The organism is Enterobacter sp. SECR19-1250, assembly GCF_013391025.1.
Lineage (GTDB): Bacteria > Pseudomonadota > Gammaproteobacteria > Enterobacterales > Enterobacteriaceae > Enterobacter > Enterobacter cloacae.
Window position 1 is genome coordinate 1 of record NZ_JACASJ010000003.1, and the last position, 26,053, is coordinate 26,053.

Here is a 26,053-nt window from a genome sequence, read left to right on the forward strand (position 1 = left end):
TCATGATGGTGGTGCGATCCGGCAGGGCGCTATCCAGGGATAATCGGGCAAACAGGCGCATGGAGGCGATTTCGTACAGGGCATCTTCCATGGCACCGTCGCTCAGGTTGTACCAATGCTGCATGCAGTGAATACGCAGCATGGTCTCCAGCGGATAGGGCCGTCGGCCATTGCCCGCCTTGGGATAAAACGGCTCGATGACAGCGGTCATATTCTGCCATGGCAGAATCTGCTCCATGCGGGAGAGGAAAATCTCTTTTCGGGTCTGACGGCGCTTAGTGCTGAATTCACTATCGGCGAAGGTGAGTTGATGGCTCATGATGTCCCTCTGGGATGCGCTCCGGATGAATATGATGATCTCATATCAGGAACTTGTTCGCACCTTCCTTAACCGTTTGATCTACACAAAACCGTCCACTTTTGTTACATTTTTTTTCTAACAGGCTCTGCTGGGATACTTAAAATAGGCTGTCTGCCATATCGTCAACACAGCAGGCTGAGCGTATCAGTAACGGTATAACTGGAGAAAAAATGGCTAAGCGTACATGGCTGCTTCTGGGTGTAGTAATGTCTCTTGCGAGCGCGGCTTCGGCAGCCCCGCAAACGGCGTCAGCATCTGGCGGCATCAAAGCTTATGAAGAACAAGAGTTCATTGCTGATTTCACGAAGTTCAAAATTGGCGACACGGCTCCGGCGCTGTATCAAACCCCTGAATACACCATCAAACAGTATCAACTGCGTAACCTCCCGGCGCCGGATGCGGGTACGCACTGGACCTATATGGGCGAGAACTATGTCCTGATCGGCGATGCCGACGGTAAGATCTATAAAGCCTATAACGGAGATATCTTCTATCATCGCTGATACCGTCCATATTCGGCCGTGGCAGGAGAGCGATCGTCCTTTCCTGCGCACCCTTTACCTGCATGCCCGCCGCGAGGCGTGGCCGTGGCTGAACGGTGCAGAATGGCAACTCGAAGATTTTGACGAGGCAACCCGAGACGAAGTGATTTGGGTTGCCGTACAGAACGGCCATCGTGTGGGCTTTGCGTCAGTCTGGACGAATGATAACTTTCTGCACAATCTGTTCGTTGATCCGCAGTATCAGAGCCTGGGCGTAGGCCGTTTGCTGCTGGAACAGGTACAAAAAACGTTTACCAGTACGGGGGCGTTAAAGTGCCTGGTGAGAAACGAACGGGCTATCGCGTTTTATCAGCGTCATGGCTGGCACATCGAGGCAACGGGGGATTCTCCGGAGGGAGAGTACTATCTGATGCATTACCGATTGCGTTAATGTCGGGTGGCGGCTTCGCCTTACCCGACCTACATGATGGTGCCATTTGTAGGCCGGGTAAGCGAAGCGCCACCCGGCACTCAAGCGCAGAAGAATTACACCGCGCGGAAGGCGATTTCGCCAGGAATGACTTCACCCTGCCAGTAAAGCTGCGCCGCAACGCGCCCCGCCAGCTGACGGTACAACTCCGCAAACTCACTGTCCGGGCGGTTGATGACCGTCGGTTTCCCGCTATCCAGATCTTCACGCAGCGTGATGTGCAGCGGCATCTGTCCCAGCAGCTGGGTGTGATACTGCGCCGCCAGTTTTTCTGCACCGCCGGTGCCGAAGATAGGCTCGTGATGACCACAGTTGCTGCAGATGTGCATGCTCATGTTCTCGACGATACCGAGCACAGGCACCTCGACTTTCTCAAACATCACGATGCCTTTTTTGGCGTCGATCAGCGCGATATCCTGCGGCGTGGTGACAACAACCGCCCCGGTGACGGGAATGTTCTGCGCCAGCGTCAGCTGGATATCACCGGTACCCGGCGGCATATCCAGCACCAGATAATCCAGATCCGGCCACAAGGTCTCCTGCAGCATCTGCATCAGCGCTTTGCTGGCCATTGGACCACGCCAGACCATCGCATTGTCATCAGTCACCAGATAACCGATGGAATTCGTTGCCAGACCGTGCGCCATGATTGGCGCCATGTGGGTTCCATCCGGCGAGGTTGGACGCTGGTTTTCTGCGCCCAGCATGTTGGGAATTGACGGCCCGTAGATATCCGCATCCAGAATACCGACCTTCGCCCCTTCGGCCGCCAGCGCGAGCGCCAGGTTGACGGCAGTAGACGATTTCCCCACCCCGCCCTTGCCGGAGCTGACGGCGATGATGTTTTTCACACCGTTAACGCCGGGCTGGTTTTTCACCCGCTTGAGGGTGGCGATACTGTGGCTCAGCTTCCAGTCAATCGCTTTTGCACCGGTAATGCGCAGCAGCTCCGAGCTGGTTTGCTCTTTCAGCGCGTCGAAGGCGCTGGTCCAGACGAACGGCATCTGCAGCTCAATGTGCAGCGTATCGTCCAGCCATGCGACATGGTGCAACGCTTTCAGCGTAGTGAGATTGTGCTTCAGGGTTGGATGCTGAAAGTTAGCCAGCGTCCCGGCGACCATTGCTCGTAAGGCTTCCGGTGATTTGGCCTGGGATTGCGAACTCATCCCGACTCCTTTGTTCTTGTGAATAAGACCTTAGATGAACAAGTTTACCTGAAAGGCCGTGGTTTGTGCTTACTTAATAATGCCCCTTTTGGTAATATCAAAAACCCTTTTCACAGTTAAAAGAAGTAATGCCTACTATGACTCAAGTCGCGAAAAAAATTCTGGTAACGTGCGCACTGCCGTACGCCAACGGCTCAATCCACCTCGGCCACATGCTGGAGCATATCCAGGCTGATGTCTGGGTCCGTTACCAGCGAATGCGCGGCCACGAGGTTAACTTCATCTGCGCGGACGATGCCCACGGCACGCCGATCATGCTGAAAGCCCAGCAGCTGGGTGTTTCCCCGGAGCAGATGATTGCCGAAATGAGTCAGGAGCATCAGACCGATTTTGCTGGCTTTGACATCAGCTATGACAACTACCACTCCACGCACAGCGAGGAGAACCGCGAGCTGTCAACGCTTATCTACACCCGTCTGAAAGAGAACGGTTTTATTAAAAACCGCACTATTTCTCAGCTGTACGATCCGGAAAAAGGCATGTTCCTGCCGGACCGTTTCGTCAAAGGCACCTGCCCGAAATGTAAATCACCGGATCAGTACGGCGATAACTGCGAAGTGTGCGGCGCTACCTATAGCCCGACAGAGCTGATCGACCCGAAATCGGTGGTCTCCGGCGCCACGCCTGTGATGCGTGACTCCGAGCACTTCTTCTTCGACCTGCCATCCTTTAGCGAAATGCTGCAGGCGTGGACCCGCAGCGGCGCGCTGCAGGAGCAGGTAGCGAACAAAATGCAGGAGTGGTTCGAATCCGGCCTGCAGCAGTGGGATATCTCCCGCGATGCGCCCTACTTTGGTTTCGAAATTCCAAATGCACCGGGCAAATATTTCTACGTCTGGCTGGACGCACCAATCGGCTACATGGGCTCCTTCAAGAACCTGTGCGACAAGCGTGGCGACACCGTCAGCTTCGACGAATACTGGAAGAAAGATTCCACCGCCGAGCTGTATCACTTCATCGGCAAAGACATCGTTTACTTCCACAGCCTGTTCTGGCCGGCAATGCTGGAAGGCAGCAACTTCCGCAAGCCAACCAACCTGTTTGTTCACGGCTACGTGACGGTGAACGGCGCGAAGATGTCCAAATCGCGTGGGACGTTCATCAAAGCCAGCACCTGGCTGAACCACTTTGATGCGGACAGCCTGCGTTATTATTACGCGGCGAAGCTCTCTTCCCGCATCGACGATATCGACCTGAACCTGGAAGATTTCGTGCAGCGCGTGAACGCGGACATCGTGAACAAGGTGGTGAACCTGGCCTCCCGAAACGCGGGCTTTATCGCCAAGCGTTTTGACGGCGTGCTTTCTGCCGAACTGGCCGATCCTGAGCTGTATAAAACCTTCACCGATGCCGCCGCTGCGGTTGGCGAAGCCTGGGAAAGCCGTGAATTCGGTAAAGCAATTCGTGAAATCATGGCGCTGGCCGATGTTGCCAACCGCTATGTGGACGAGCAGGCCCCGTGGGTTGTCGCGAAACAGGAAGGCCGCGACGCTGACCTGCAGGCGATCTGCTCCATGGGTCTGAACATGTTCCGCGTGCTTATGACCTGGCTGAAGCCTGTACTGCCGCAGCTGGCAGCGCGTGCAGAAGCGTTCCTGAACACCGAACTGAGCTGGGATGCAATCCAGCAACCGCTGCTTGGCCACAAGGTGAATACCTTCAAGGCGCTCTACAATCGCATCGAAATGAAACAGGTTGAAGCCCTGGTGGAAGCCTCGAAAGAAGAGGTGAAAGCAGCTGCCGCACCGGTGACCGGCCCGCTGGCTGACGATCCGATTCAGGAGACCATCACCTTTGACGATTTCGCTAAAGTTGACCTGCGCGTGGCGCTGATTGAAAACGCGGAATTCGTGGAAGGCTCTGACAAGCTGCTGCGCCTGACGCTGGATCTGGGCGGTGAGAAGCGTAACGTCTTCTCCGGCATCCGTTCTGCCTATCCTGATCCGCAGGTACTGATTGGCCGTCAGACAGTCATGGTCGCGAACCTGGCACCGCGTAAAATGCGCTTCGGCATCTCTGAGGGGATGGTGATGGCCGCAGGCCCTGGCGGGAAAGATATCTTCCTGTTAAGCCCTGACGAAGGCGCGAAGCCGGGTCAGCAGGTGAAATAACAAAAAAGCCGGAGATTAACTCCGGCTTTTTTGTTCTCCCTCTCGCACAGGGAGAGGGCCGGGATGAGGGCATCAGGCCGCACCCATTCCGCAATCACGCCTTCGTATTATGCACCCGGTGGGTCAGCCCGCGCAGGAAGTTACGCAGAAACTGGTCGCCGCACTCGCGGTAATTTTTGTGGCCCGGCGCACGCATCATGGCGGTCACTTCTGGCACGGATACGCGGTATTTTTGCTCTGTCATGATCGCCACAATATCATCCGTTTTCAGCGAGAACGCGATACGCAGCTTTTTCAGCACCGTGTTGTTGTCCACCCGACGCTCCAGCGCCAGTTCAGGTGCAGAATCATCTTTGCCACGCTTATCGTAGATCAGACCGTTCAGGAAGCCTGACAGGATAATGTCAGGGCAGCGAACAAACCCCTCTTCGTCCTCTTTGGTCATCCAGATGTCAAAACCAGCAGAGGTGGATTCCATGGCAGACAGCGCAAGAATGCGCACCATATCGTTGTTGTTTGCTTTCAGGGTGTAGCGCAGGCTACGAAGAATATCATTACTAAGCATGAGTGCCTTTAACTGTCGATGATGCAATGGCGCGCAGTGTACCAGTTTTACAGCCCAATCGCCTCTTTCAAACTTTTCAGGTAGCGACGACTGACGGGTACCGTTTGACCGGCCCGCAGTACCAGCTCTGCCTGACCGTTATCTTCCAGACGGATCTCTTTCAGGTGCGCCATGTTAACCAGATACTGCCGATGGCAACGGACAAGCGGCGTGCGGCTCTCCAGCGTGCGCAGCGTCAGCTCGGTGAAGCCTTCACTGCCCTCGGCGCTGGTGACAAACACCCCGCTCAGGCGACTGCTGACAAATGCCACATCATCCATTTGCAGCAGGTAAATCCGGCTATGCCCGGTACACGGGATAAACTTCAGCGGCTGCTGGTTTTCCGGCAGCAGCGTGACGTCCTGTACCGTACGCTCCTGGCGTAAACGCGTCAGGGTCTTTTCGAGCCGCTTCTCTTCAATAGGCTTCAGCAGGTAATCGAACGCGTGTTCCTCAAAGGCCTTCACGGCATATTCGTCAAACGCCGTCAGAAACACGATATACGGGCGATGCTCAGGATCAAGCATGCCGACCATCTCCAGCCCGCTGATACGAGGCATCTGGATGTCGAGGAACAGCACATCCGGACGCAGTTTATGCACAGCACCAATGGCTTCAATGGCATTGGCGCACTCTCCCACAATCTCAATGTCACTCTGCTCCTGCAACAGCACGCGCAGGTTTTCCCGTGCCAACGGTTCATCATCGACTATCAGCACTCTTAACATGCGGTCTCCTCCAGCGGCAATCGTAACGTAATACGGGTAAATCGGTCCGGCTCACAGGCCACGGTAATGCCACATCCATCCCCAAAGTGAGCGCGCAGGCGTTTATCCACCAGGCTCATCCCCAGCCCGCCGGAAGCGGACGGGACGTAAAGCCCGGCATTGTCTTCAATATTCAGCACCAGATGATGATTAAAACGGCTGGCAGAAATAGTGATCTCCCCGGTGCCCAGAAGCTGCGATGTCCCGTGTTTAATGGCATTTTCCACAATAGGCTGCAGCGTAAAGGCCGGGAGATGCTGATACGCCAGCTCATCCGGTACGGATAACGACACCTGCAGACGAGACTGGAAGCGCGCCTGCTCAATCTGCAGGTAGGCGTTAACATGTTCAATCTCATCGGCCAGGGTCACAATCTCAGACGGCCGTTTCAGGTTCTTGCGGAAAAACGTCGACAGAAACTGCACCAGCTGCGCGGCCTGATCGCTGTCGCGGCGGATCACCGCTTTCAGGGTGTTGAGGGCATTAAACAGGAAATGCGGGTTCACCTGAGCGTGCAGGAGCTTAATCTCCGACTGCGTTAACAGGGCTTTTTGCCGCTCATATTGCCCCGCCAGGATCTGCGCGGAAAGCAGCTGCGCAATCCCCTCCCCCAACGTCCGGTTGATCGAGCTGAACAAGCGGTTCTTCGCTTCGTAGAGCTTAATGGTTCCCATCACCCGCTGGTTTTCCCCCCGCAGCGGAATGACCAGCGTAGAGCCGAGCTTACACTGCGGATGCAGCGAACAGCGGTAAGGCACTTCGTTACCGTCGGCATAGACTACCTCACCGGTCTCTATCGCACGAAGCGTATACGCGGACGAAATCGGTCTGCCGGGAAGGTGGTGATCGTCGCCGGTACCGGTAAAGGCCAGCAGCTTTTCACGATCGGTAATCGCAACGGCACCGATATCCAGCTCCTGATAGAGCACCTGCGCCACCTTCATGCTGTTTTCTTCGTTAAAGCCCTGACGCAGGATCCCCTCGGTTGAAGCGGCGACTTTCAGTGCCGTGGCAGAGAACGCCGAGGTGTATTTCTCAAACATGGCGCGCTTGTCGAGCAGAATGCGCATAAACAGCGCCGCGCCCACGGTGTTGGTGACCATCATCGGGGCGGCAATACTGTTCACCAGATGCAGTGCGTCCTCAAAAGGTCGGGCGATAAGCAGAATGATCGCCATTTGCGCCATTTCGGCCACAAAGGTGATCGCGCCGGCGGTAAGCGGGCTGAAGACTTTATCCGGGCGGCCACGTTTGATCATGTAGCTGTGCACCAGGCCACCAAGCAGCCCTTCCACGATGGTCGAGATCATGCAGCTCAGCGCCGTCATCCCGCCCATGGAATAGCGGTGCAGCCCACCGGTTAAACCGACAAGGCCACCCACAACGGGGCCGCCGAGCAGCCCGCCCATCACCGCGCCGATGGCGCGCGTATTGGCAATGGAGTCTTCAATATGGAGGCCAAAATAGGTCCCCATGATGCAGAAAATGGAGAAAGTCACATAACAGAGGAGCTTGTGCGGCAGGCGGACGGTGACTTGCATCAGCGGGATAAACAGACGCGTCTTACTCATCAACCAGGCGATGACAAGAAACACGCACATCTGCTGAAGCAACAGCAGCACCAGATTAAACTCGTACATACTCAGGAACCGCACCTTCTGAAAACGCGTAACATACACTGAAGGCGCCGAAGTTTCTTTGAAGCAGTCCAAAAAAGCGATAAATCGTGTCCGTCATCACATCTTTTGCCGAACATAACGGCTGCTTCGCATTATTTGTACAAAAAAAAGGCAATCCTTCCTGGTTCGACAAACTGGGTCTACAGTTAAGCTGGGGACGCGTTAGCCAGGGGGCGAATATGGCGCTTTACACGATCGGTGAAGTGGCACTCCTTTGTGATATCAATCCCGTCACGCTACGGGCTTGGCAGCGACGGTATGGTTTACTCAAACCGCAGCGCACGGACGGCGGTCACCGCCTTTTCAATGATGCCGACATCGATCGGATCCGCGAGATCAAAAGCTGGATAGATAACGGTGTGCAGGTGAGCAAGGTAAAGTCGCTGCTCTGCCATGACGATCCCGGTACCCAACACCGCTGGCGCGAACAGCAGGAAACCCTGCTCCGGCTTCTGCAGGCGGGCAACGTTCAACGTCTGCGCGCGTGGATCAAAGAGCAAGGCCGCGATTATCCGGCGCAAACCTTAATCAACCATCTTTTCATCCCGCTTCGTCGACGGCTGCAATGCCAGCACTCTACCCTGCAGGCGCTGCTGAGTATGCTCGACGGGGTGCTGATCAATTATATCGCCGTCTGTCTGGCCTCGGCGCGAAACAAGGGCGGAAAAGACGCGCTGGTTGTTGGCTGGAACGTGCACGATACCACGCGGCTGTGGCTCGAAGCCTGGATCGCCACCCAGCAGGGCTGGCGCGTGGAGGTGCTGGCGCATTCGCTGGCTCAGCTACGGCCCGAATTCTTCGACGGCCAGACTCTGCTGGTCTGGTGCGGGGAAGTGCCCACCGCCTCGCAGCAACAGCGGCTGACGGAATGGCGGGAGCACGGCTATCCGGTTTACGCCCTAGGCCCCGATGAAACGTAACGGCATTTAATGGTTCATTAACAGCTGCGCTTCACCGTATAATTGTTCCGTTAACAACAGGAGCAGATGATGAAGGCAACCAAACTGGCCGTAATTACCCTTTTTGTACTGATGGCCGTGAGCGGCATCGGCGGCGTGATGCTGGCCGGGTACTCATTTATTGTTCGTGGCGGTGTCGGCTGAGAAGCCGGGCCAGTCGTTCAAACAGGCGATCGATAACAATGGCCGCCAGCGCCACCAGTACCGCACCCTGAACGATATAGGCCGTATTGAACCCGCTTAAGCCGATAATGATCGGCGTTCCCAGCGTATTGGCCCCCACCGTAGACGCGATGGTCGCCGTGCCGATGTTAATAATCACCGACGTACGGATCCCCGCGATAATCACCGGTGCCGCAAGCGGCAGCTCAACCTTGCACAGCCGCTGACCGCTGCTCATGCCCATCCCTTCGGCCACGCTCAGTACCGATGCCGGTACCGACGCAATGCCCGCCAGCGTCCCCTGAAGAACAGGCAACACGCCGTAAAGGATCAGCGCAATGATAGCCGGTTGCTGACCAAACCCGATCACCGGCACCGCAATCGCCAGTACCGCCACCGGCGGAAATGTCTGTCCGATAGCCGCAATCGTCTCTACCAGCGGGCGAAACTCTCTTCCCCAGGGCCGGGTGACCACAATCCCCGCCCCCACGCCCAGCACCACGGCAATCGCGCTGGAGAGCGCCACCAGCCACAGGTGCGCCAGGGCAAGATTGATAAAACTCTCCTGCTGATAGACGGGGCGCGGCAGGCCGGGAAAAAGCGAGCTGAACAGCGCCCCACTGTGTGGCATCAGAAACAGCAGTGCAACAAAAAGCCCCGTCAGCCAGAGGAGCGGATCACGCATGACCTTCACGCGTCACCTCCCCGGCCAGCAGATCGCGAAAATGCAGGGTGCCGCACGGTGCCCCAGCGGCATCCGTAACCGGCAGTACCTCGCACTGGCGCGCCACAAACGCGGAGAGCGCGTCCCGCAGGCTCATCTGTTCCTGTAACGGTTCACCGCCCATCGCCACATCCTGCCGACGCATATAATCGCTGACGGTTCGCAGGGAGAGCAGTCTGACGCCCAGTTCGCTGCGCCCAAAAAACTCGCGCACAAAATCGTTCTGCGGATGGGTCAGCAGTTCAAGCGGCGTACCTTGCTGGATCACTTCCCCGTGGTCCATCAACACCAGATGATCGGCAAGCCGCAGCGCCTCATCAATATCGTGGGTCACGAGGACGATCGTCCGGCCAAGGATGCGGTGAATGCGGGTCATCTCGGTCTGCAGTGCCCCGCGCGTAACGGGATCGAGCGCGCCAAAAGGCTCAACCATCAGCAATACCTGCGGGTTCGCCGCCAGCGCGCGCGCCACTCCCACACGCTGCTGTTGTCCACCTGAAAGCTGATGCGGATAGCGGCCACGCAGCCCAGGCTCTAACCCCAGCAGCGACATAAGCTCGTCCACCCTCTCGTCACTCTTTGCCCGCGACCATTTTTCCAGCTGCAGCACGGTGGCAATGTTCTGCGCGACCGTCCAGTGGGGAAACAGGCCGATGGACTGGATGGCGTAGCCCATGCGACGACGCAGCTCCAGCACCGGCAGACTGCGGATCTCTTCCCCGGCAAAACGTATTACACCGCTGTCGTGCTCCACCAGGCGGTTGATCATCTTCAGCGTGGTGGATTTCCCCGACCCCGAGGTGCCAATCAGTACCGAAAACGCCCCCTCGGCAAAATTCAGGTTCAGGTGACTTGCTGCCGGACGACCGGCAAATGTTTTACTGACATCGTGAAATTCAATCATTGGCTCTTCTCCCGAGCAACGCGAGCCATAAGGCAAACAGCGCATCGATGACGACCGCCAGTGCAATCGTGGGCACCACGCCCAGTAACACCAGATCCAGCGCGCTGCTCAGCAGCCCCTGGAACACCAGCGCGCCAAAACCGCCTGCGCCAATCAGCGCGGCGATAACCGCCATCCCGACGGTCTGGACCGCCACCACCCGCAGGCTGCGCAGCAGCAGGGGCAAGGCGAGCGGCAGCTGGATCTGCCAGAAGCACTGTCGCCGGCTCATCCCCATCGCGTGGGCGCTCTCCAGTACATCCGGCGCGACCTGGCTTAAGCCCGCCACCACGCCGCGGACCAGCGGCAGCAGCGCGTACAGCACCAGGGCAATAAGCGCGGGGGTTAATCCGGTTCCGGCGATACCGACCGAGGCTAACGCCGGAAATGACTTCACCAGCCCCGCCAGCGGCGCAATCAGCAGGCCAAACAGGGCCACGGAAGGGATGGTCTGGATCACGTTGAGCACGGCAAAAACCCCGCCCTGGCGGGAGGGATGACGATAACACCACATGCCCAGCGGTACCCCCAGCAGTAACGCCGGGAACAGCGTGCCGAAGAGGATCGTCAGGTGTTGCGCCAGCGCATCATCAAACACCTCCTGACGGTTGGCGTACTCTTTTAACAGCGAGAGATTATTCAGCTCACCGCTGAACAGCAGCAGCAACGGAATACACCAGATCTGGGCATTGAGCACCCAGCGCCAGGCAGATGACGGGATCAGGCGGCGGATCGCATCGCTGCAGGCCAGCAGACACAGCGCCAGCCACAGCCACAGGCCACTGCCCACGGTGGTTCGCGCCAGTGGACTTTCCGCCGAGGTCATGTGCGTGGCGGCAAGCCCGGCACTCCAGAACAAGGTGATGAAGAGGCCTTCACTGAGGAGTAGCGTCAGCCACTGTGCAACCCGCCCACGGCTGAGCGAGAGCACAACCAGTGCACCCAGCGCCACAACCAGCAGCAGCGGCGTAAACGGCCAGACCTGCCAGAGCGCGCGCCCTTCCCCCGACATCAGGCGGTTTGGCGCCACATTGACAAACGGTAGCGCGACCGCCGCAATGGCCACACAGGCCAACAGCAGCAGTACGCGGTTATGACATTTTATTGGCACAGCCCTGTCCTGTTACTTCACAAGCCCTTGTTGTTTCAGGAAATCGGCGGCCACTTTTTTGGCATCCAGTCCCTCTACGGCAATGCTCGCATTGAGCTGTTGCAGCGTTTTTGCATCCAGTTTTTCAAAGACCGGTTTGAGCCAGTCGGCGATATCCGGGTAGGCTTTCAGCACCGCCTCACGCACCACCGGCGTGGGGGCATAAATAGGCTGAACGCCTTTTGGATCGGTTAAGGTTTGCAGACCAAGCGCCGCGACCGGGCCGTCCGTACCGTAGGCCATCGCCGCATTGACGCCAGAGGTCTGCTGCGCCGCCGCCTTGATGGTCACCGCGGTGTCACCGCCCGCGAGCGAGAGCAGCTGTGCCTGGTCAAGCTTGAAGTCGTAGGCTTTTTCGAAAGCAGGCAGCGCGTCCGGACGCTCGATAAACTCCGCCGAGGCCGCAAGCTTGAAGTCGCCCTTCTCTTTCAGATAGCGGCTGAGATCCGCAAGTGACGTCAGTTTGCCTTTCTCCGCCACGTCTTTACGCACCGCGATGGTCCAGGTGTTGTTGGCCGGAGCCGGGGTCAGCCAGACCAGCTTGTTCTGTTCTGCATCGAGTTTTTTGACTTTTTCATACCCGGCTTTGGCGTTTTTCCATGCCGGATCGTTTTCATCTTTGAAGAAAAATGCCCCGTTGCCGGTGTATTCCGGATAAATATCCAGCTCGCCGGAGGTGATGGCCCCGCGTACCACGGGCGTGGTACCCAGCTGAACTTTATTCACGGTTTTCACGCCGTGGCTTTCCAGCACCTGCAAAATAATATTCCCGAGCAGCGCGCCTTCAGTGTCGATCTTTGAGCCCACTTTTACCGGTTCTGCCGCCTGTAGCGGCAGGCTTAGCGCCGCGAATAACGCCGCAGAAACTACCATCCCCGTTTTAATCGTCATTCCACTATCCTCATTTTTTTGCTGCCTTTTTCAGAGGCTTGAGAGAAAAGCGTAGCTTAAAACGGCAGATTTACCCGGCAAAATGCCTTTTTAGCATAAGGTAAGACGCATCCCCCGGTGAACGGGGGATGCAAAGGAGGGAAAGGTTACAGCAGCTCGAACTCGCCTTTATTCACGCGGGCGGAATCCACCCCAATGTAGACATTGAACTTGCCCGGTTCCGCATCGTATTTCATCTGCTGGTTCCAGAACTTCAGGGCATCCACGTCAATCGGGAAGCTGATGGTTTTGGTTTCACCAGGTTTCAGGTCGACCTTCTCAAAGCCGCGCAGCTGTTTCACCGGACGGCTCATGGAGGCGGTCACATCCTGAACATACATCTGGATCACCGTCGCACCTTCACGTTTACCGGTGTTCGTCACATCAACGCTGGCAGTCACCTTACCGTCACGCTTCAGGCTCGGGGCCGACATTTTCACGTCAGAGACCTTAAAGGTGGTGTAGCTCAAACCGTAACCAAACGGATACAGCGGACCGTTCGCTTCATCGAAGTAACGGGAGGTGTACTTGTTTGGCTTATCGGCGTTATACGGACGGCCGGTATTCAGGTGGCTGTAGTACACCGGGATCTGCCCGACAGAGCGCGGGAAGGACATCGGCAGTTTGCCCGACGGGTTGTAATCACCAAACAGCACGTCGGCGATGGCGTTACCCCCTTCCGTACCGGCGAACCAGGTTTCCAGAATAGCATCAGCCTGCTGATCTTCTTTCACCAGCGCCAGTGGACGACCGTTCATCAGCACCAGCACCAGCGGCTTGCCGGTGGCTTTCAGGGCGGCGATCAGATCGCGCTGGCTTTGCGGGATTGTGATATCCGTTCGGCTGGAGGCTTCGTGTGCCATCCCCTGTGCTTCACCCACCACGGCAACCACCACGTCAGACTGTTTCGCGGCGTTTACCGCTTCGTCAATCATCTCTTTCGGCGAGCGCGGATCCACCTTCACCGCCTCTTCATACTGATTGAGGAAGGTCACGATATCTTTATCATCAGTGACGTTCGCCCCTTTGGCGTACACCACCTTAGCGTTTTCACCGACCGCATTTTTAATACCGGTGAGCACGGTCACGGACTGATCGGCCACGCCCGCAGCAGACCAGCTCCCCATCACGTCGCGCTTGCTGTCGGCCAGCGGGCCGACCACCGCAATGGTGCCGGATTTTTTCAGCGGCAGCGTGTCGAGGCGGTTTTTCAGCAGCACCAGGCTTTCACGGGCCACTTCTCGGGCCTCTTTACGGTGCAGACGGCTTTCGGCATTGGTGTCCGCCGGGTCTGACTCTTTCGGCCCCAGGTGGCTGTATGGATCGTTAAACAGCCCCATGTCATATTTCACGTTCAGCACGTGACGCGTGGCATCGTCCAGCTCCGCCATCGTCACCTTGCCGCTCTTCACCAGCCCCGGCAGGTATTTGCTGTAATATTCGTCGCTCATGCTCATGTTGATGCCGGATTTGAGCGCCACGCGCACCGCATCTTCCGGGTCGGAGGCCGTACCGTGTTTGATGAGCTCTTTAATGGCGCCATGGTCAGAGACGGTGATGCCCTTGAAGCCCCACTGGTCGCGCAGCACGTCTTTCAGCAGCCAGGAGTCAGAGGTGGCAGGCGTGCCGTTGAGCGAGTTCAGGGCGACCATCACCGCGCCGCTACCGGCATCCAGGCCCGCTTTGTACGGCGGCATGTAATCGTTAAACAGGCGCTGCGGGCTCATGTCGACGGTGTTGTACTCTTTACCGCCTTCCACGGCACCATAGGCGGCGAAGTGCTTGACGCTGGTCATAACCGAATAGCGATCCGCCGGGCTTTTACCCTGCATCGCTTCCACCATGGTTTTCCCCATCGTGGCGGTCAAATAAGTATCTTCACCAAAGCCCTCTGACGCGCGGCCCCAGCGCGGATCGCGGGAGACGTCAACCATCGGGGCCCAGGTCATGTTCAGGCCGTCGTCTGCGGCTTCATATGCCGAGACGCGCCCGACGGTTTTCACCGCGTCGAGGTTAAAGGAGGAGGCCAGACCGAGGCTGATAGGGAAAACGGTACGCTGTCCGTGTACCACGTCATAGGCGAAGAACAGCGGAATTTTCAGGCGGCTAAGTTCCATCACCTGATCCTGCATTTTGCGGATATCCTGACGGGTCACGGTGTTAAAAATCGCCCCTACCTGGCTCTCTTTAATCATTTCGCGGATCGCCTCTTTCGGGTTATCCGGGCCGACGCTGATAAGACGCAGCTGGCCGATCTTCTCATCGACCGTCATTTTCTTGAGCAATTCCGTGACAAACGCGTCCCGTGCTTCAGGCGTAAGCGGGTGATTGCCAAACAGTTCATCTGCCAGCGCAGGTTGCAGTGCCAGGCTGACGGCGACACCTACAGAACATAGCCATTTCATGTCGTTTTACTCTCTCATCAATTTCCGCCGGAAGATCTCGGCCAGGGCGTGCGAAAAGCGCAGTGTGCCACAAACCCTCAGAACGTTGCAGGGTTATTCTCTGATTTTTCTCGCAAATACGCGCCCTCTAAACAGCTAATCGCGCTATGCTTTACAGCGAGAAATTTGCCCCACCACAAGGAGTGGAAGATGTCTTCTGTTCGAACTGCCGATAACACGACTTTTATTAACGAACTGTCGCGCCTGGTTGGTCACTCTCACCTGCTCACCGACCCGGCTAAAACCGCCCGCTACCGTAAGGGCTTTCGTTCCGGACAGGGCGATGCGCTGGCGGTGGTTTTTCCCGGCACGCTGCTGGAGCTGTGGCGCGTCCTGAGCGCCTGCGTCGCCGCGGACAAGATCATTTTAATGCAGGCGGCTAACACCGGCTTGACCGAAGGTTCGACGCCGAACGGCAACGATTACGATCGCGACATCGTGATTATCAGCACCCTGCGCCTCGACAAACTTCACCTGCTCGATAAAGGCGAGCAGGTACTGGCCTTCCCTGGCACCACCCTCTACTCGCTGGAAAAAGCGCTTAAGCCGCTTGGGCGAGAACCGCATTCGGTGATTGGTTCATCCTGCATCGGCGCCTCCGTCATTGGCGGGATCTGTAATAATTCCGGCGGTTCGCTGGTGCAGCGCGGCCCGGCTTATACCGAAATGTCGCTCTATGCCCGTATTGATGAAAACGGCAAGCTGACGCTGGTGAACCATCTGGGAATCGATCTGGGCGTCACGCCGGAGCAGATCCTGAGTAAGCTCGACGACGATCGCGTGAAAGATGAAGACGTACAGCACGATGGCCGTCATGCCCACGATCACGATTACATCACCCGCGTACGGGATATCAACGCGGATACGCCAGCGCGTTACAACGCCGACCCGGATCGCCTGTTCGAATCCTCCGGCTGCGCGGGCAAACTGGCCGTTTTCGCGGTCCGGCTCGACACCTTCCCGGCCGAGAAAAAACAGCAGGTGTTTTACATCGGCACCAATCAGCCTGACGTGCTGACCGAAATCCGTCGTCATATTCTGGGCGAATTCACGCATCTGCCGGTGGCGGGCGAGTATATGCACCGGGATATTTACGACATCGCCGAACGCTACGGCAAAGATACGTTCCTGATGATCGACAAGCTCGGCACCGACAAGATGCCGTTCTTCTTCACCATGAAGGGCCGCACCGATGCGATGCTGGAGAAAGTGCCGCTGTTTAAACCCCACTTCACCGACCGCTTTATGCAGAAGCTGGGTAACGTTTTCCCGGCCCACCTGCCGGAGCGAATGAAAACCTGGCGCGACAAGTATGAACATCACCTGCTGCTGAAAATGGCCGGGGACGGGATCGCCGAAGCACAAAACTGGCTGAGCGAATTCTTTAAAACCGCCGAGGGAGATTTCTTCGCCTGTACACCTGACGAGGGGAGCAAAGCGTTCCTGCACCGTTTTGCTGCTGCGGGGGCCGCCATCCGTTACCAGGCCGTACACTCAGAAGAAGTAGAGGATATTCTGGCGCTGGATATTGCCCTGCGACGCAACGATACCGAGTGGTTTGAACACCTGCCGCCGGAAATCGACAGCAAGCTGGTGCATAAGCTCTACTACGGCCACTTTATGTGCTACGTCTTCCACCAGGATTACATCGTTAAAAAAGGGGTCGACGCGCACGCGTTGAAAGAGGAGATGCTCGCCCTTCTGCGCGAACGTGGCGCACAATATCCTGCGGAACACAACGTTGGGCATCTTTACAAAGCCCCTGAGACACTTAAGCAGTTTTATCGCGAGAATGACCCTACAAACAGTATGAATCCCGGCATTGGTAAAACAACGCGGAATAAATACTGGAAAGAGAGCGGTAACGCAGAGCAGGCCATTACGCAAGCATCTGATTAATTCATACAGCCATATTTAAGAGATTGTTAAGCACAGCTCAATCGTACTAGAGTACCTGCACTCGCCGGAGAAACGTTTCTCCGGCATTCTTTGACGAGGAGCAGGCACATCATGTCGGCTGTTGATATTTTATCCGTAACCGAAGTGGAAGTGCGCGATGCCCTTCCCGACGATGTGCATGCCATTTCGGCTATTTATGCATGGCATGTACTTCACGGACGTGCGTCGTTTGAGGAAATCCCCCCCACCGTTGATGAAATGCGTAAGCGGTTGAAAAACGTGACCGATAACGGTTTGCCCTGGCTGGTGGCATTGTATCGCGGCATTGTGGTGGGCTATTGCTATGCCACGCCATACCGTCCACGACACGCGTATCGCTTCACGCTGGAAGAGTCAATCTACGTGGATGCCAGCACCACCGGACGCGGTTTTGGCAGTGCACTAATGGACGCGCTGATTGAACGCTGCGAACAAGGTCCCTCGCGTCAGATGATTGCCGTTGTGGGGGATGGCCATAATAACGCCGGGTCATTGCGGCTGCATAAAAAGCACGGTTTTGAAGTGGTCGGTCAGCTGCGCAGCGTGGGCTACAAAAAAGGCGACTGGCGGGATACGGTGATTATGCAGCGCCCGCTCAACGACGGAGACTGGACCCTGCCGGAATAGGACCAGTGCGGTCTGGTGCCCTCACCCCCGCCCTCTCCCGGTGGAAGAGGGAGAAAACATAAAAAACGGTAACACAGTTACCGTTTTGCTTTTACCTAATCGTTCTGCGCCGTCGCCATCTGCTCGGCTTTCTGCTTTTTATACGTCAATGCCGCAGCCGGAACAGGCTGCACTTTCCCGGTTTCAATCCAGGTGCGCAGTCGGCTGGCATCGGCGAAGTGAGTATATTTGCCGAAGGCATCCATCACCACCAGCGCCACCGGTTTACCGTTGAACACGGTACGCATCACCAGACATTGCCCCGCCGCGTTAGTAAAGCCGGTTTTCGTTAACTGAATATTCCAGTTCTCGCGATACACCAGGTGGTTCGTATTGCGAAACGGCAGCGTATAGGCCGGGTTCGCAAAGGTCGCCATCTCTTCACGGGTGGTACTGAGCTGCCCAATCAGCGGGTACTGTTTGCTGGCAATCAGCAGTTTGGTCAGATCGCGCGCCGTAGAGACGTTGTGAATCGACAGACCTGTCGGCTCAACAAAACGGGTGTTATTCATTCCCAGCGCTTTGGCTTTGGCATTCATCGCTCGAATGAAGGCGTCGTAGCCGCCCGGATAATGGTGGGCGAGGCTCGCCGCGGCGCGGTTTTCTGACGACATCAGCGCCAGCAAGAGCATGTTTTTACGGCTGATCTCACTGTTCAGGCGCACGCGGGAGTAAACCCCTTTCATCTCCGGCGTGTGGCTGATATCCACTTTCAGTTTTTCATCCAGCGGCAGATGTGCATCCAGCACTACCATCGCGGTCATTAATTTGGTTATCGAGGCGATCGGGCGCACCAGATCCGGATGGCTGGCGTAGATCACCTTATTGGTGTTGAGATCAACAATCATCGCGCTGCCGGAAGCGATTTGCGGTTGGGCAGCAGCGGTGGTCACCGCGGGCGTTTTGGCGACAGCTGGCACGCCAGCGGACGCCCCCAGCAACAGTGCCAGGCTAAGTAAAGAAACTCGGAATTTCAGCATGGTGAGACTTCTGATAATTATTCACGCACGTTATGACGTACACCGCCTGCGTCGACGGAGAAACACAGGCTGGCTTCGGCATCATAGCGGTCACCGTGCATTGTCGCCAGCGGATAATCGTGAACAGATGCTGCATTGCTGGCATTTACGCCAGCAATGCAATTAACTCAGAAGAGACGGTAACCATAACCCCAAAGAATCACCGTCAGCGCCAGTAACGCCTCCAGTACCAGCACGCCGATGGCGAGCGTAGAGCTGGAAAAGCTCAGGCCTTCTTCTTTATTGATATTCAGGAAGGTAGGTACGCCCAGATACAGCAGATAGCCGGTGTAAAAGAGCGCAATGGTCCCGATCAGCGCGCACAGCCAGACCAGGGGATAGAGCGCAACAATACCGCTTAAGAACAGCGGGGTTGCGACGTATCCGGCAAAGACCATACAGTGTGCTAGGGAAGGACGCTGCGGATAGTTACGTGCCATCCAGTGAATGACGCGTCCCATAACCGCCACCCCTGCCAGCATCAGGCCATAAAAGAGAATGGCAAGATAAAGCCCGGTAAACCAGGAAAGCTGTACTACGGTGCCATCACCAAAGTTCCAGCCGATTTGTGTTGTACCAATAAACGCGCATATCACCGGCACCGCCGCCATCAGCAGCACGTGGTGCGTGTAATGATGCGAGACCGTTTCGTTCTCACTTTTGATGACATGCATTTCACGATCGGGATGGGAAAAAAGTCCCCAGACATGGTTCATAGCGCCCCCTTGTTGTCGGCCCGTCATCGATACCTTAAGTATAATGCAGGGTTTAGATTATTTTATGTACAGTGGGAAATTTCCGTTGATTGCCCCGCGGTTGTCACAAGGGGTATATGATTAACCGAGGCACGCTGAGGGAGATGATATTTACGTAATGGATATCAACGGAGTTATTGAACAATACGGATACGCTGCGCTGGTTGTCGGAAGCGTGGCAGAAGGTGAAACCATCACCCTGTTAGGCGGCGTCGCCGCGCATCAGGGATTACTTAAATTCCCGCTGGTTGTCGCCGCGGTTGCGCTGGGCGGGATGATTGGCGATCAGCTGCTCTACTTTCTGGGGCTGCGTTTTGGGCCAACGCTGCTTAAGCGTTTCGCTAAGCACAAGAAGAAAATTAACCGCGCGCAGCGGCTGATCCAGCGCCACCCTTACCTGTTTGTGATTGGCACCCGCTTTATGTACGGCTTTCGGATTATCGGGCCGATATTGATTGGCGCCAGCCGCCTGCCGCCGAAAATTTTCCTGCCGCTGAACGTGATTGGCGCGTGCGCCTGGGCGCTGATCTTTACCACACTCGGTTACGTGGGTGGAGAAGTGATTGGCCCGTGGCTGCATAACCTTGACCAGCATCTGAAGCACTGGGCGTGGCTGATTCTGGTGGTGGTGGCGGTGATTGGAGTCAGGCTGTGGATGCGGCACAGAGAGAAGAAGCAGGATGAGGAGTGAGTGCGGTCTGTTGCCCTCACCCTCTCCCACTGGGAGAGGGAACTTAAAGCACCCTCTCCCACGGGGTGAGGGGAAGCTAACCTTCCGGCTTAAACTGCGGATTCGCCAGCATAAACCCGCCATCGACGATAAACGACTGCCCTGTGGTGTAGCTGGCGTCGCTGTCGCATAACCACGCCACCAGACTGGCGATCTCTTTGGTGTATCCCGGTCTTGCGAGCGGGATCGCTGGCATCGACCCTTCCTTCACTGCACTCTCGTCCATATCATTCATCGGTGTGGCAATCGCCCCCGGCGCAACGGCATTCACCAGAATGTTGTGCTGCACCAGTTCCAGCGCCATCGATTTGGTTAATCCTCCCAGCGCATGTTTTGCGGCGGTATAGGCGCTGGCTTCCGGCAGCGGCGTATGTTCATGCACCGAGGTGATATTGACGATTCGCCCTCCTTCCCCCTGCTCCACCATTTTACGTGCGGCAATCTGCGAACAGAGAAACGCACCGTCCACGTCGACGGTGAAAATGTTTCGCCACTCGTCAAACGGCATATCCAGGAAGGGCGCTTTGGTCATCGCACCCGCATTGTTAACCAGCACGTCCAGGCGACCAAAACGGGCAATTAACGTTTCTATCGCCTGCGCGCCCTGTGGCAGGGTACTTAGATCAAGGTGGATAGCTTCAGCCCGCCGTCCCTGCGCCTCCACTTCGCGGCAGGTATCCCGGGCCCCTTGTTCATCAGAGTGCCAGGTGACGCCAATATCAAACCCACGTTCAGCCAGCATCAGGGCCGTGGTTTTACCAATCCCGGAATCCGATGCGGTAACAATCGCTACTTTGGTCATACTCACCTCCTGAAGAACGGCAAAGAGGTAAGTATAGATAATGACCCTGATTAGCCATGATGATAACCACCACCCAGCGCGGAGGTGAGCTGTAGCGTGGCGTCGATATACTCGCCCTGCAGCATCAATCCGGCGAGATGTTCCTTCAGCGCTGGAATTCTGGCTTCACTGACGCGCGAACCGGCAATAATTCCGGCGCTAAAACGTGCCTGCGCCAGCTCCACGACGCGCGCCGCATCTTTTTCTACCTGCTGCTGATGCTGATTTTTCGCCGTCAGCATTTCCACTTCGCTGGCCGTGCGCGCCACCTGGTTCACGGCATCCACCACCGCCTTGTTGTAGTTCGCCACCGACAGATTGTTCTGCGCCTGGGCAATATCCAGCTGCGCGTTCAGCCTGCCGCTGTCAAAAATGGGCAGAGTCAGCCCGGCGGTCACCCCCATTTGCTGGGCTGAAGAACGGAACAGATCGCTCAGGTGCAGGGCATCCTGTTGTAAAAACGCCATCAGATTCACATCAGGATAAAACGCCGCTCTGGCGGCATCGACCTCGCTCATTGACGCTTCGATATACCAGTGCGCCGCCTGCAGATCCGGCCGTCGGGCCAGCAGTTCATATCCCAGCGTCGACGGTAACGACGCTTCAACCGTCGGTAAGGCATGCCGTGTGAGCGCCAGCGCGGGGGTATTAGTCAACGCGTTCAGACGCGCCTCGATGGCTTTCATTTTGCCGTGAACCTCTGCGATCTGCTCTTCGGTTTTGCTGGCACTGATGTCGGTTTCGACACCTTCCACAGAGGAGGTGATCCCGTGCTGATACAGCTCGCGATCGGCACCGATGATATTGTCCTGTTGGGATTTGATCTGCGTGAGGACCTCCTCTACGGCCGCCTGAGTTTGCCAGTCCCAGTAGAGCCGCGCCACGCTGCTGGCAAGCAGTTGACGGGTCTGCTCAAGCTCCGCTTTTTGTGCATTCACCTTGCCTATCCGGGCCTCCAACCGGGCGCGATTTTTGCCCCACAAATCCAGATCCCAGCCCGCAGTCAGACCAAAGGTACCGTTGGTATACCAGGGGCCGGTGGTGCCCGCAGCCGGGTCGGTTATGGCAAAGGGCCCCATCAGCCCTTCAGCGGACATTTTCTGACGTTCGGCATCGGCCGAAAAATCAATTTGCGGGCCGTCGGCCGCCAGGGCTGCTTTGGCCTGGGCTTCGGCAAGGGTAATACGCTGACGGACAATCTGCATATCGGGCGCATCGCTTAATGCTTTGGCAATTAGCTTATCAAGCTGCGGATCGTTATACGCTTTCCACCATGCATTTTTCGGCCAGTCCTGATGAGGCAGCACCGTATTAACCGACGCCGTGAGTGACTGGGTATTAAGGGGAGTTACCGTGGCATGTTGCGGCGCACAGCCGGCCAGAATAACGGCAAAGGGAGCACTCAGAGATAAAATAAGAAAACGTTTCATTACGCCATTCACGCCAAAAAATAAAGGCGCAAAGTACGCCTGATACCTCTCTTTTTTTTAGTAATGCGTGGCAATGCGCAAATTGTCATACATTTTTGTAATTAGAAAATTATACATGCCGAGAATAAGTCAAATTAACAAATTCATCTTAATTATAAATTGCCTGCTACACTTACTGTTGACATACATACGCAGGAGAAGGGAATGAAAATATTATTGTGGGTCATTTTAATTATATTTCTGATAGGACTGCTGGTGGTAACGGGTGTGTTCAAGATGATTTTCTGATTCATTTGCCCGGCACCGCGCCGGGCAAAGGTCAACCAGCCCATGCGTCTGGTCCAGCGCTTCACAGCGATAATTGCGGTCACACGCTTATTATTTTGCCTGGATCACCCGCGCAATATCCGCAGAAGTCTGTAATGTCCGAATCTCCTGAAATAACCCCAGCGCTTCATCGTACTCTTTGCGTAAATAGCTGAGCCACTGTTTAATGCGCGCCACGTGATATAGCCCGGTGTCGCCCTGCTTTTCCAGACGGCTATATTTTTGCAGCAGCGTAACAACATCAGCCCACGGCATACGCGGCTCGTTATATTTAATCACCCGGCTGAGGTTAGGCACATTCAATGCCCCGCGGCCGATCATCACCGCCTCGCAGCCGGTGGCCTTGAGACAGGCCTGCGCGCTCTGGTAATCCCAGATTTCACCGTTGGCGATCACCGGAATGCTGAGGCGTTTACGGATCTCACCAATTGCCTGCCAGTTAATGCGCTCGGCTTTGTAGCCATCTTCTTTGGTGCGGCCATGCACCACCAGTTCAGTAGCCCCGGCCTGCTGCACCGCATCGGCAATTTCAAACTGCCGCGCGTCGCTGTCCCAGCCCAGGCGCACTTTCACCGTCACCGGCAAATGAGCAGGCACGGCTTCACGCATCGCTTTCGCGCCACGGTAAATCAGCTCAGGATCTTTCAGCAGCGTCGCCCCGCCGCCGCTGCCGTTCACCAGCTTCGACGGGCAGCCACAGTTGAGATCGACCCCGTAAGAGCCGAGCTCGACGGCGCGGGCGGCGTTCTCGGCCAGCCATTCAGGATACTGGCCCAGTAGTTGAATACGCACCAGCGTGCCGGAGGTAGTCCGGCTCTGGCGGTGCAGCTCCGGGCAGAGTCTGTAAAACGATTTTACCGGCAACAACATATCGACCACGCGCAAAAACTCCGTCACGCAGAGATCGTAATCGTTCACCTCGGTAAGAAGTTCGCGCACGAGGGAGTCGAGCACGCCTTCCATTGGGGCCAGTAAAACACGCATAGCAGTACCTGTGAAAAAAGACGCGCTATAGTAATCGCTCTGTATGTATGTTGAAAGCACGACGTTCTATTCTGGAATGACGGGTATGCTTAAAATTCATGATGTGATCCATGGCACACTTTCGGGTTTAATTGTATGATGAATGCGTTTCAGCAAGGATTTTAACCATGAGAAAATCATTGAACATTATCTGGCAATATCTGCGCGCATTCGTCCTGATTTACGCCTGCCTGTACGCCGGGATTTTCATCGCTTCCCTGCTTCCTATCACCATTCCCGGTAGCATTATCGGCATGCTGATCCTCTTTGTTCTGCTGGCGTTGCAAATTCTGCCCGCTAAGTGGGTCAACCCCGGCTGCTTCGTTCTTATTCGCTATATGGCGCTGCTGTTCGTGCCGATTGGCGTCGGGGTCATGCAGTACTTCGATCTGCTTAAAGCCCAGTTCGGCCCGATTGTCGTCTCCTGCGCAGTCAGTACGCTGGTGGTTTTCCTTGTGGTGAGCTGGAGTTCGCATCTGGTACATGGCGAACGTAAAGTGGTTGGACAGAAAGGAACAAAACAATGATGGCCAATATCTGGTGGTCGCTGCCATTAACCCTGGCGGTGTTCTTCGCGGCACGCAAACTTGCCGCCCGGTTCAAGATGCCGCTGCTTAACCCGTTGCTGGTGGCGATGGTGGTGATTATCCCGTTCCTGCTGCTTACCGGTATTCCTTACGAACGCTACTTTGCCGGGAGCAAAATTTTAAACGACCTGCTGCAACCCGCCGTGGTCGCACTCGCGTTTCCTTTATATGAACAGCTGCACCAGATCCGCGCCCGCTGGAAATCCATTATTACCATCTGTTTTGTGGGGAGCCTGGTGGCGATGATCACCGGTACTTCAGTCGCACTGCTGATGGGGGCCTCTGCGCAAATTGCCGCCTCTATTCTGCCGAAATCGGTGACCACGCCTATCGCCATGGCCGTGGGCGGCAGCCTCGGCGGCATTCCTGCCATCAGCGCCATGTGCGTGATCTTTGTCGGCATACTGGGCGCCGTGTTTGGCCATACCCTGCTCAATGTCATGCGCATTCATACCAAAGCCGCACGCGGTCTGGCGATGGGCACCGCGTCGCACGCGCTGGGCACCGCCCGCTGTGCGGAGCTGGATTATCAGGAGGGGGCGTTCAGCTCGCTGGCACTGGTGATCTGCGGAATCATGACCTCGCTGATGGCGCCGTTCATTTTCCCCGTGATTCTGGCGGTGATGGGCTAAAATTTGCGATGCGTCGCGCAAATTTCATTTTGTTTTCATAAGTTGCATACATAATGAGATATGGATCACATATAAAGCCCCAGCGGCTCCGTACACTACCGATCCATTAACCTTTATGAGGCAAACGCCATGCATCCACGTTTTCAAGCGGCTTTCGCCCGGCTTGCAGAGAATTTGCAATCAGCTCTGGCCCCGATTCTGGCGGATGAGCATTTCCCCGCCCTGCTCACCGCTGAGCAGATCACCACGCTGAAACAGGCCACGGATCTTGACGAAGACGCGCTGGCTTTCGCATTGCTGCCGCTGGCTGCCGCCTGTGCACGTGCCGATCTTTCCCACTTTAACGTTGGCGCGATTGCGCGCGGCGTCAGCGGAACCTGGTACTTCGGCGGAAACATGGAGTTCCTGGGCGCAACCATGCAGCAGACTGTTCATGCGGAACAGAGCGCCATCAGCCACGCCTGGCTGCGCGGCGAAAAGGCCCTGAGCGCCATTACCGTGAACTACACCCCGTGCGGGCACTGCCGTCAGTTTATGAATGAACTGAACAGCGGGCTGCAGCTGCGCATCAATCTGCCGGGTCGCGCGCCGCATACGCTGGGCGACTACCTGCCTGACGCCTTTGGTCCGAAAGATCTTGAAATCAAAACCCTGCTGATGGACGAGCAGGACCACGGTTTCGCGCTGACCGGTGATGACCTGACCCAGGCGGCCATTCGCGCTGCCAACAAGAGCCATACGCCGTACAGCAAATCCCCGAGCGGCGTGGCACTGCAATGCCGCGATGGGCGTATTTTTAACGGCAGCTATGCCGAAAACGCCGCGTTTAACCCAACGCTGCCACCGCTGCAGGGCGCACTGAACCTGCTGAGTCTGAACGGCTATGACTACCCGGATATTCAGCGCGCCATTCTGGCAGAAATTGCCGATGCACCGCTGATTCAATGGGATGCCACCGCCGCCACCCTGAAAGCGCTGGGCTGCACGTCAATCGAGCGTGTATTGCTGGCGTGATCCTTCTGGCGGGCAGACATGCCCGCCCGTTTTGCTGAAAAAGCCTTCAGTTGATGCGC

At 56.4% G+C, this 26,053-nt stretch carries 26 protein-coding genes; 11 read left to right on the top strand and 15 right to left on the bottom strand.

Going from position 1 to position 26,053, the window contains the following annotated elements; genetic code table 11:
* Positions 1-319, bottom strand: a 319-nt coding sequence (locus HX884_RS01190) for an IS5/IS1182 family transposase (protein WP_001549863.1), incomplete at its 3' end; no start/stop codon positions are given.
* Between the two features lie 212 nt (positions 320-531).
* Between HX884_RS01190 and HX884_RS01195 the strand changes: the two genes are divergently transcribed.
* Complete coding sequence (locus HX884_RS01195; protein ID WP_013097925.1) at positions 532-864, top strand: RcnB family protein; 333 nt, start codon at positions 532-534, stop codon at positions 862-864.
* Positions 809-1,294, top strand: coding sequence for a GNAT family N-acetyltransferase (locus HX884_RS01200; RefSeq protein WP_028028119.1), 486 nt, complete (start codon positions 809-811; stop codon positions 1,292-1,294). The genes HX884_RS01195 and HX884_RS01200 overlap by 56 nt, the downstream gene beginning before the upstream one ends.
* Before the next feature lie 95 nt (positions 1,295-1,389).
* Here HX884_RS01200 and apbC read toward each other — a convergent pair whose 3' ends face one another.
* Complete coding sequence (gene apbC / locus HX884_RS01205; protein ID WP_013097927.1) at positions 1,390-2,499, bottom strand: iron-sulfur cluster carrier protein ApbC; 1,110 nt, start codon at positions 2,497-2,499, stop codon at positions 1,390-1,392.
* Positions 2,500-2,636: 137 nt separating this feature from the next.
* Between apbC and metG the strand changes: the two genes are divergently transcribed.
* Positions 2,637-4,670, top strand: a complete 2,034-nt coding sequence (gene metG, locus HX884_RS01210; protein WP_178327516.1) for a methionine--tRNA ligase — start codon at positions 2,637-2,639, stop codon at positions 4,668-4,670.
* Positions 4,671-4,764: 94 nt separating this feature from the next.
* Here metG and HX884_RS01215 read toward each other — a convergent pair whose 3' ends face one another.
* Genes HX884_RS01215 through HX884_RS01225 form a run of 3 tightly spaced genes read right to left on the bottom strand, consistent with a single transcriptional unit; the run spans position 4,765 to position 7,681 of the window.
* Complete coding sequence (locus HX884_RS01215) at positions 4,765-5,235, bottom strand: DUF1456 family protein (protein WP_057071272.1); 471 nt, start codon at positions 5,233-5,235, stop codon at positions 4,765-4,767.
* 47 nt (positions 5,236-5,282) lie between these two features.
* Positions 5,283-6,002, bottom strand: a complete 720-nt coding sequence (btsR, locus tag HX884_RS01220; protein WP_057071273.1) for a two-component system response regulator BtsR — start codon at positions 6,000-6,002, stop codon at positions 5,283-5,285.
* A complete protein-coding gene (locus tag HX884_RS01225; protein WP_013097931.1) occupies positions 5,996-7,681 on the bottom strand; it encodes a sensor histidine kinase in 1,686 nt (561 codons plus the stop codon). Before HX884_RS01225 ends, btsR begins: the two co-directional genes overlap by 7 nt.
* Before the next feature lie 218 nt (positions 7,682-7,899).
* On the opposite strand from HX884_RS01225, the gene mlrA reads away from it, so the two are divergent.
* Complete coding sequence (mlrA, locus tag HX884_RS01230; RefSeq protein WP_095428161.1) at positions 7,900-8,640, top strand: HTH-type transcriptional regulator MlrA; 741 nt, start codon at positions 7,900-7,902, stop codon at positions 8,638-8,640.
* A 69-nt stretch (positions 8,641-8,709) separates the two neighbouring features.
* The gene (locus tag HX884_RS01235) at positions 8,710-8,823 is read left to right on the top strand and encodes a protein YohO (protein WP_010433613.1); all 114 of its coding nucleotides are present in this window, start codon (positions 8,710-8,712) and stop codon (positions 8,821-8,823) included.
* Here HX884_RS01235 and HX884_RS01240 read toward each other — a convergent pair.
* The 5 genes from HX884_RS01240 to bglX all read right to left on the bottom strand — a co-directional run bounded on the left by HX884_RS01240 (position 8,798) and on the right by bglX (position 14,993).
* On the bottom strand, positions 8,798-9,535 hold the full coding sequence (locus HX884_RS01240; protein WP_013097933.1) for an ABC transporter permease: 738 nt from the start codon (positions 9,533-9,535) through the stop codon (positions 8,798-8,800). The genes HX884_RS01235 and HX884_RS01240 overlap by 26 nt on opposite strands.
* Entirely contained in the window at positions 9,519-10,469 is a 951-nt protein-coding gene (locus HX884_RS01245) for an ABC transporter ATP-binding protein (RefSeq protein ID WP_178327517.1), read from the bottom strand. The genes HX884_RS01240 and HX884_RS01245 overlap by 17 nt, the downstream gene beginning before the upstream one ends.
* On the bottom strand, positions 10,462-11,619 hold the full coding sequence (locus HX884_RS01250) for an ABC transporter permease (RefSeq protein WP_020690143.1): 1,158 nt from the start codon (positions 11,617-11,619) through the stop codon (positions 10,462-10,464). Before HX884_RS01250 ends, HX884_RS01245 begins: the two co-directional genes overlap by 8 nt.
* A 12-nt stretch (positions 11,620-11,631) precedes the next feature.
* Complete coding sequence (locus HX884_RS01255) at positions 11,632-12,549, bottom strand: ABC transporter substrate-binding protein (RefSeq protein WP_013097936.1); 918 nt, start codon at positions 12,547-12,549, stop codon at positions 11,632-11,634.
* A 146-nt stretch (positions 12,550-12,695) separates the two neighbouring features.
* Positions 12,696-14,993: a beta-glucosidase BglX gene (gene bglX, locus HX884_RS01260; protein WP_178327518.1), complete on the bottom strand. Its 2,298-nt coding sequence runs from the start codon at positions 14,991-14,993 to the stop codon at positions 12,696-12,698.
* Positions 14,994-15,182: 189 nt separating this feature from the next.
* On the opposite strand from bglX, the gene dld reads away from it, so the two are divergent.
* The gene (dld, locus tag HX884_RS01265) at positions 15,183-16,931 is read left to right on the top strand and encodes a D-lactate dehydrogenase (RefSeq protein ID WP_178327519.1); all 1,749 of its coding nucleotides are present in this window, start codon (positions 15,183-15,185) and stop codon (positions 16,929-16,931) included.
* Between the two features lie 111 nt (positions 16,932-17,042).
* Positions 17,043-17,597 (top strand): GNAT family N-acetyltransferase, encoded by a 555-nt coding sequence (locus HX884_RS01270; protein ID WP_178327520.1) that lies wholly within the window; start codon positions 17,043-17,045, stop codon positions 17,595-17,597.
* 95 nt (positions 17,598-17,692) lie between these two features.
* On the opposite strand, the gene pbpG is transcribed toward HX884_RS01270, so the two are convergent.
* The gene (gene pbpG / locus HX884_RS01275; RefSeq protein ID WP_178327521.1) at positions 17,693-18,616 is read right to left on the bottom strand and encodes a D-alanyl-D-alanine endopeptidase; all 924 of its coding nucleotides are present in this window, start codon (positions 18,614-18,616) and stop codon (positions 17,693-17,695) included.
* A gap of 167 nt (positions 18,617-18,783) precedes the next feature.
* The gene (locus HX884_RS01280) at positions 18,784-19,371 is read right to left on the bottom strand and encodes a Yip1 family protein (protein ID WP_013097942.1); all 588 of its coding nucleotides are present in this window, start codon (positions 19,369-19,371) and stop codon (positions 18,784-18,786) included.
* Between the two features lie 157 nt (positions 19,372-19,528).
* On the opposite strand from HX884_RS01280, the gene HX884_RS01285 reads away from it, so the two are divergent.
* Positions 19,529-20,101: a DedA family protein gene (locus tag HX884_RS01285; protein ID WP_013097943.1), complete on the top strand. Its 573-nt coding sequence runs from the start codon at positions 19,529-19,531 to the stop codon at positions 20,099-20,101.
* A 76-nt stretch (positions 20,102-20,177) separates the two neighbouring features.
* Here HX884_RS01285 and HX884_RS01290 read toward each other — a convergent pair whose 3' ends face one another.
* From HX884_RS01290 to dusC, 3 genes are all read right to left on the bottom strand, one after another.
* Entirely contained in the window at positions 20,178-20,942 is a 765-nt protein-coding gene (locus tag HX884_RS01290) for an SDR family oxidoreductase (RefSeq protein ID WP_178327522.1), read from the bottom strand.
* Positions 20,943-20,992: 50 nt separating this feature from the next.
* The gene (mdtQ, locus tag HX884_RS01295) at positions 20,993-22,411 is read right to left on the bottom strand and encodes a multidrug resistance outer membrane protein MdtQ (RefSeq protein WP_178327523.1); all 1,419 of its coding nucleotides are present in this window, start codon (positions 22,409-22,411) and stop codon (positions 20,993-20,995) included.
* A gap of 378 nt (positions 22,412-22,789) precedes the next feature.
* A complete protein-coding gene (dusC, locus tag HX884_RS01300) occupies positions 22,790-23,722 on the bottom strand; it encodes a tRNA dihydrouridine(16) synthase DusC (RefSeq protein ID WP_013097946.1) in 933 nt (310 codons plus the stop codon).
* 167 nt (positions 23,723-23,889) lie between these two features.
* Between dusC and HX884_RS01305 the strand changes: the two genes are divergently transcribed.
* The 3 genes from HX884_RS01305 (at position 23,890) to cdd (ending at position 25,994) form a co-directional block, all read left to right on the top strand.
* Positions 23,890-24,288: a CidA/LrgA family protein gene (locus HX884_RS01305; RefSeq protein WP_023619766.1), complete on the top strand. Its 399-nt coding sequence runs from the start codon at positions 23,890-23,892 to the stop codon at positions 24,286-24,288.
* Complete coding sequence (locus HX884_RS01310; RefSeq protein WP_013097948.1) at positions 24,285-24,980, top strand: CidB/LrgB family autolysis modulator; 696 nt, start codon at positions 24,285-24,287, stop codon at positions 24,978-24,980. Before HX884_RS01305 ends, HX884_RS01310 begins: the two co-directional genes overlap by 4 nt.
* A gap of 129 nt (positions 24,981-25,109) precedes the next feature.
* Positions 25,110-25,994 (top strand): cytidine deaminase, encoded by an 885-nt coding sequence (gene cdd / locus HX884_RS01315; protein ID WP_178327524.1) that lies wholly within the window; start codon positions 25,110-25,112, stop codon positions 25,992-25,994.
* Positions 25,995-26,053 lie beyond the last annotated feature (59 nt).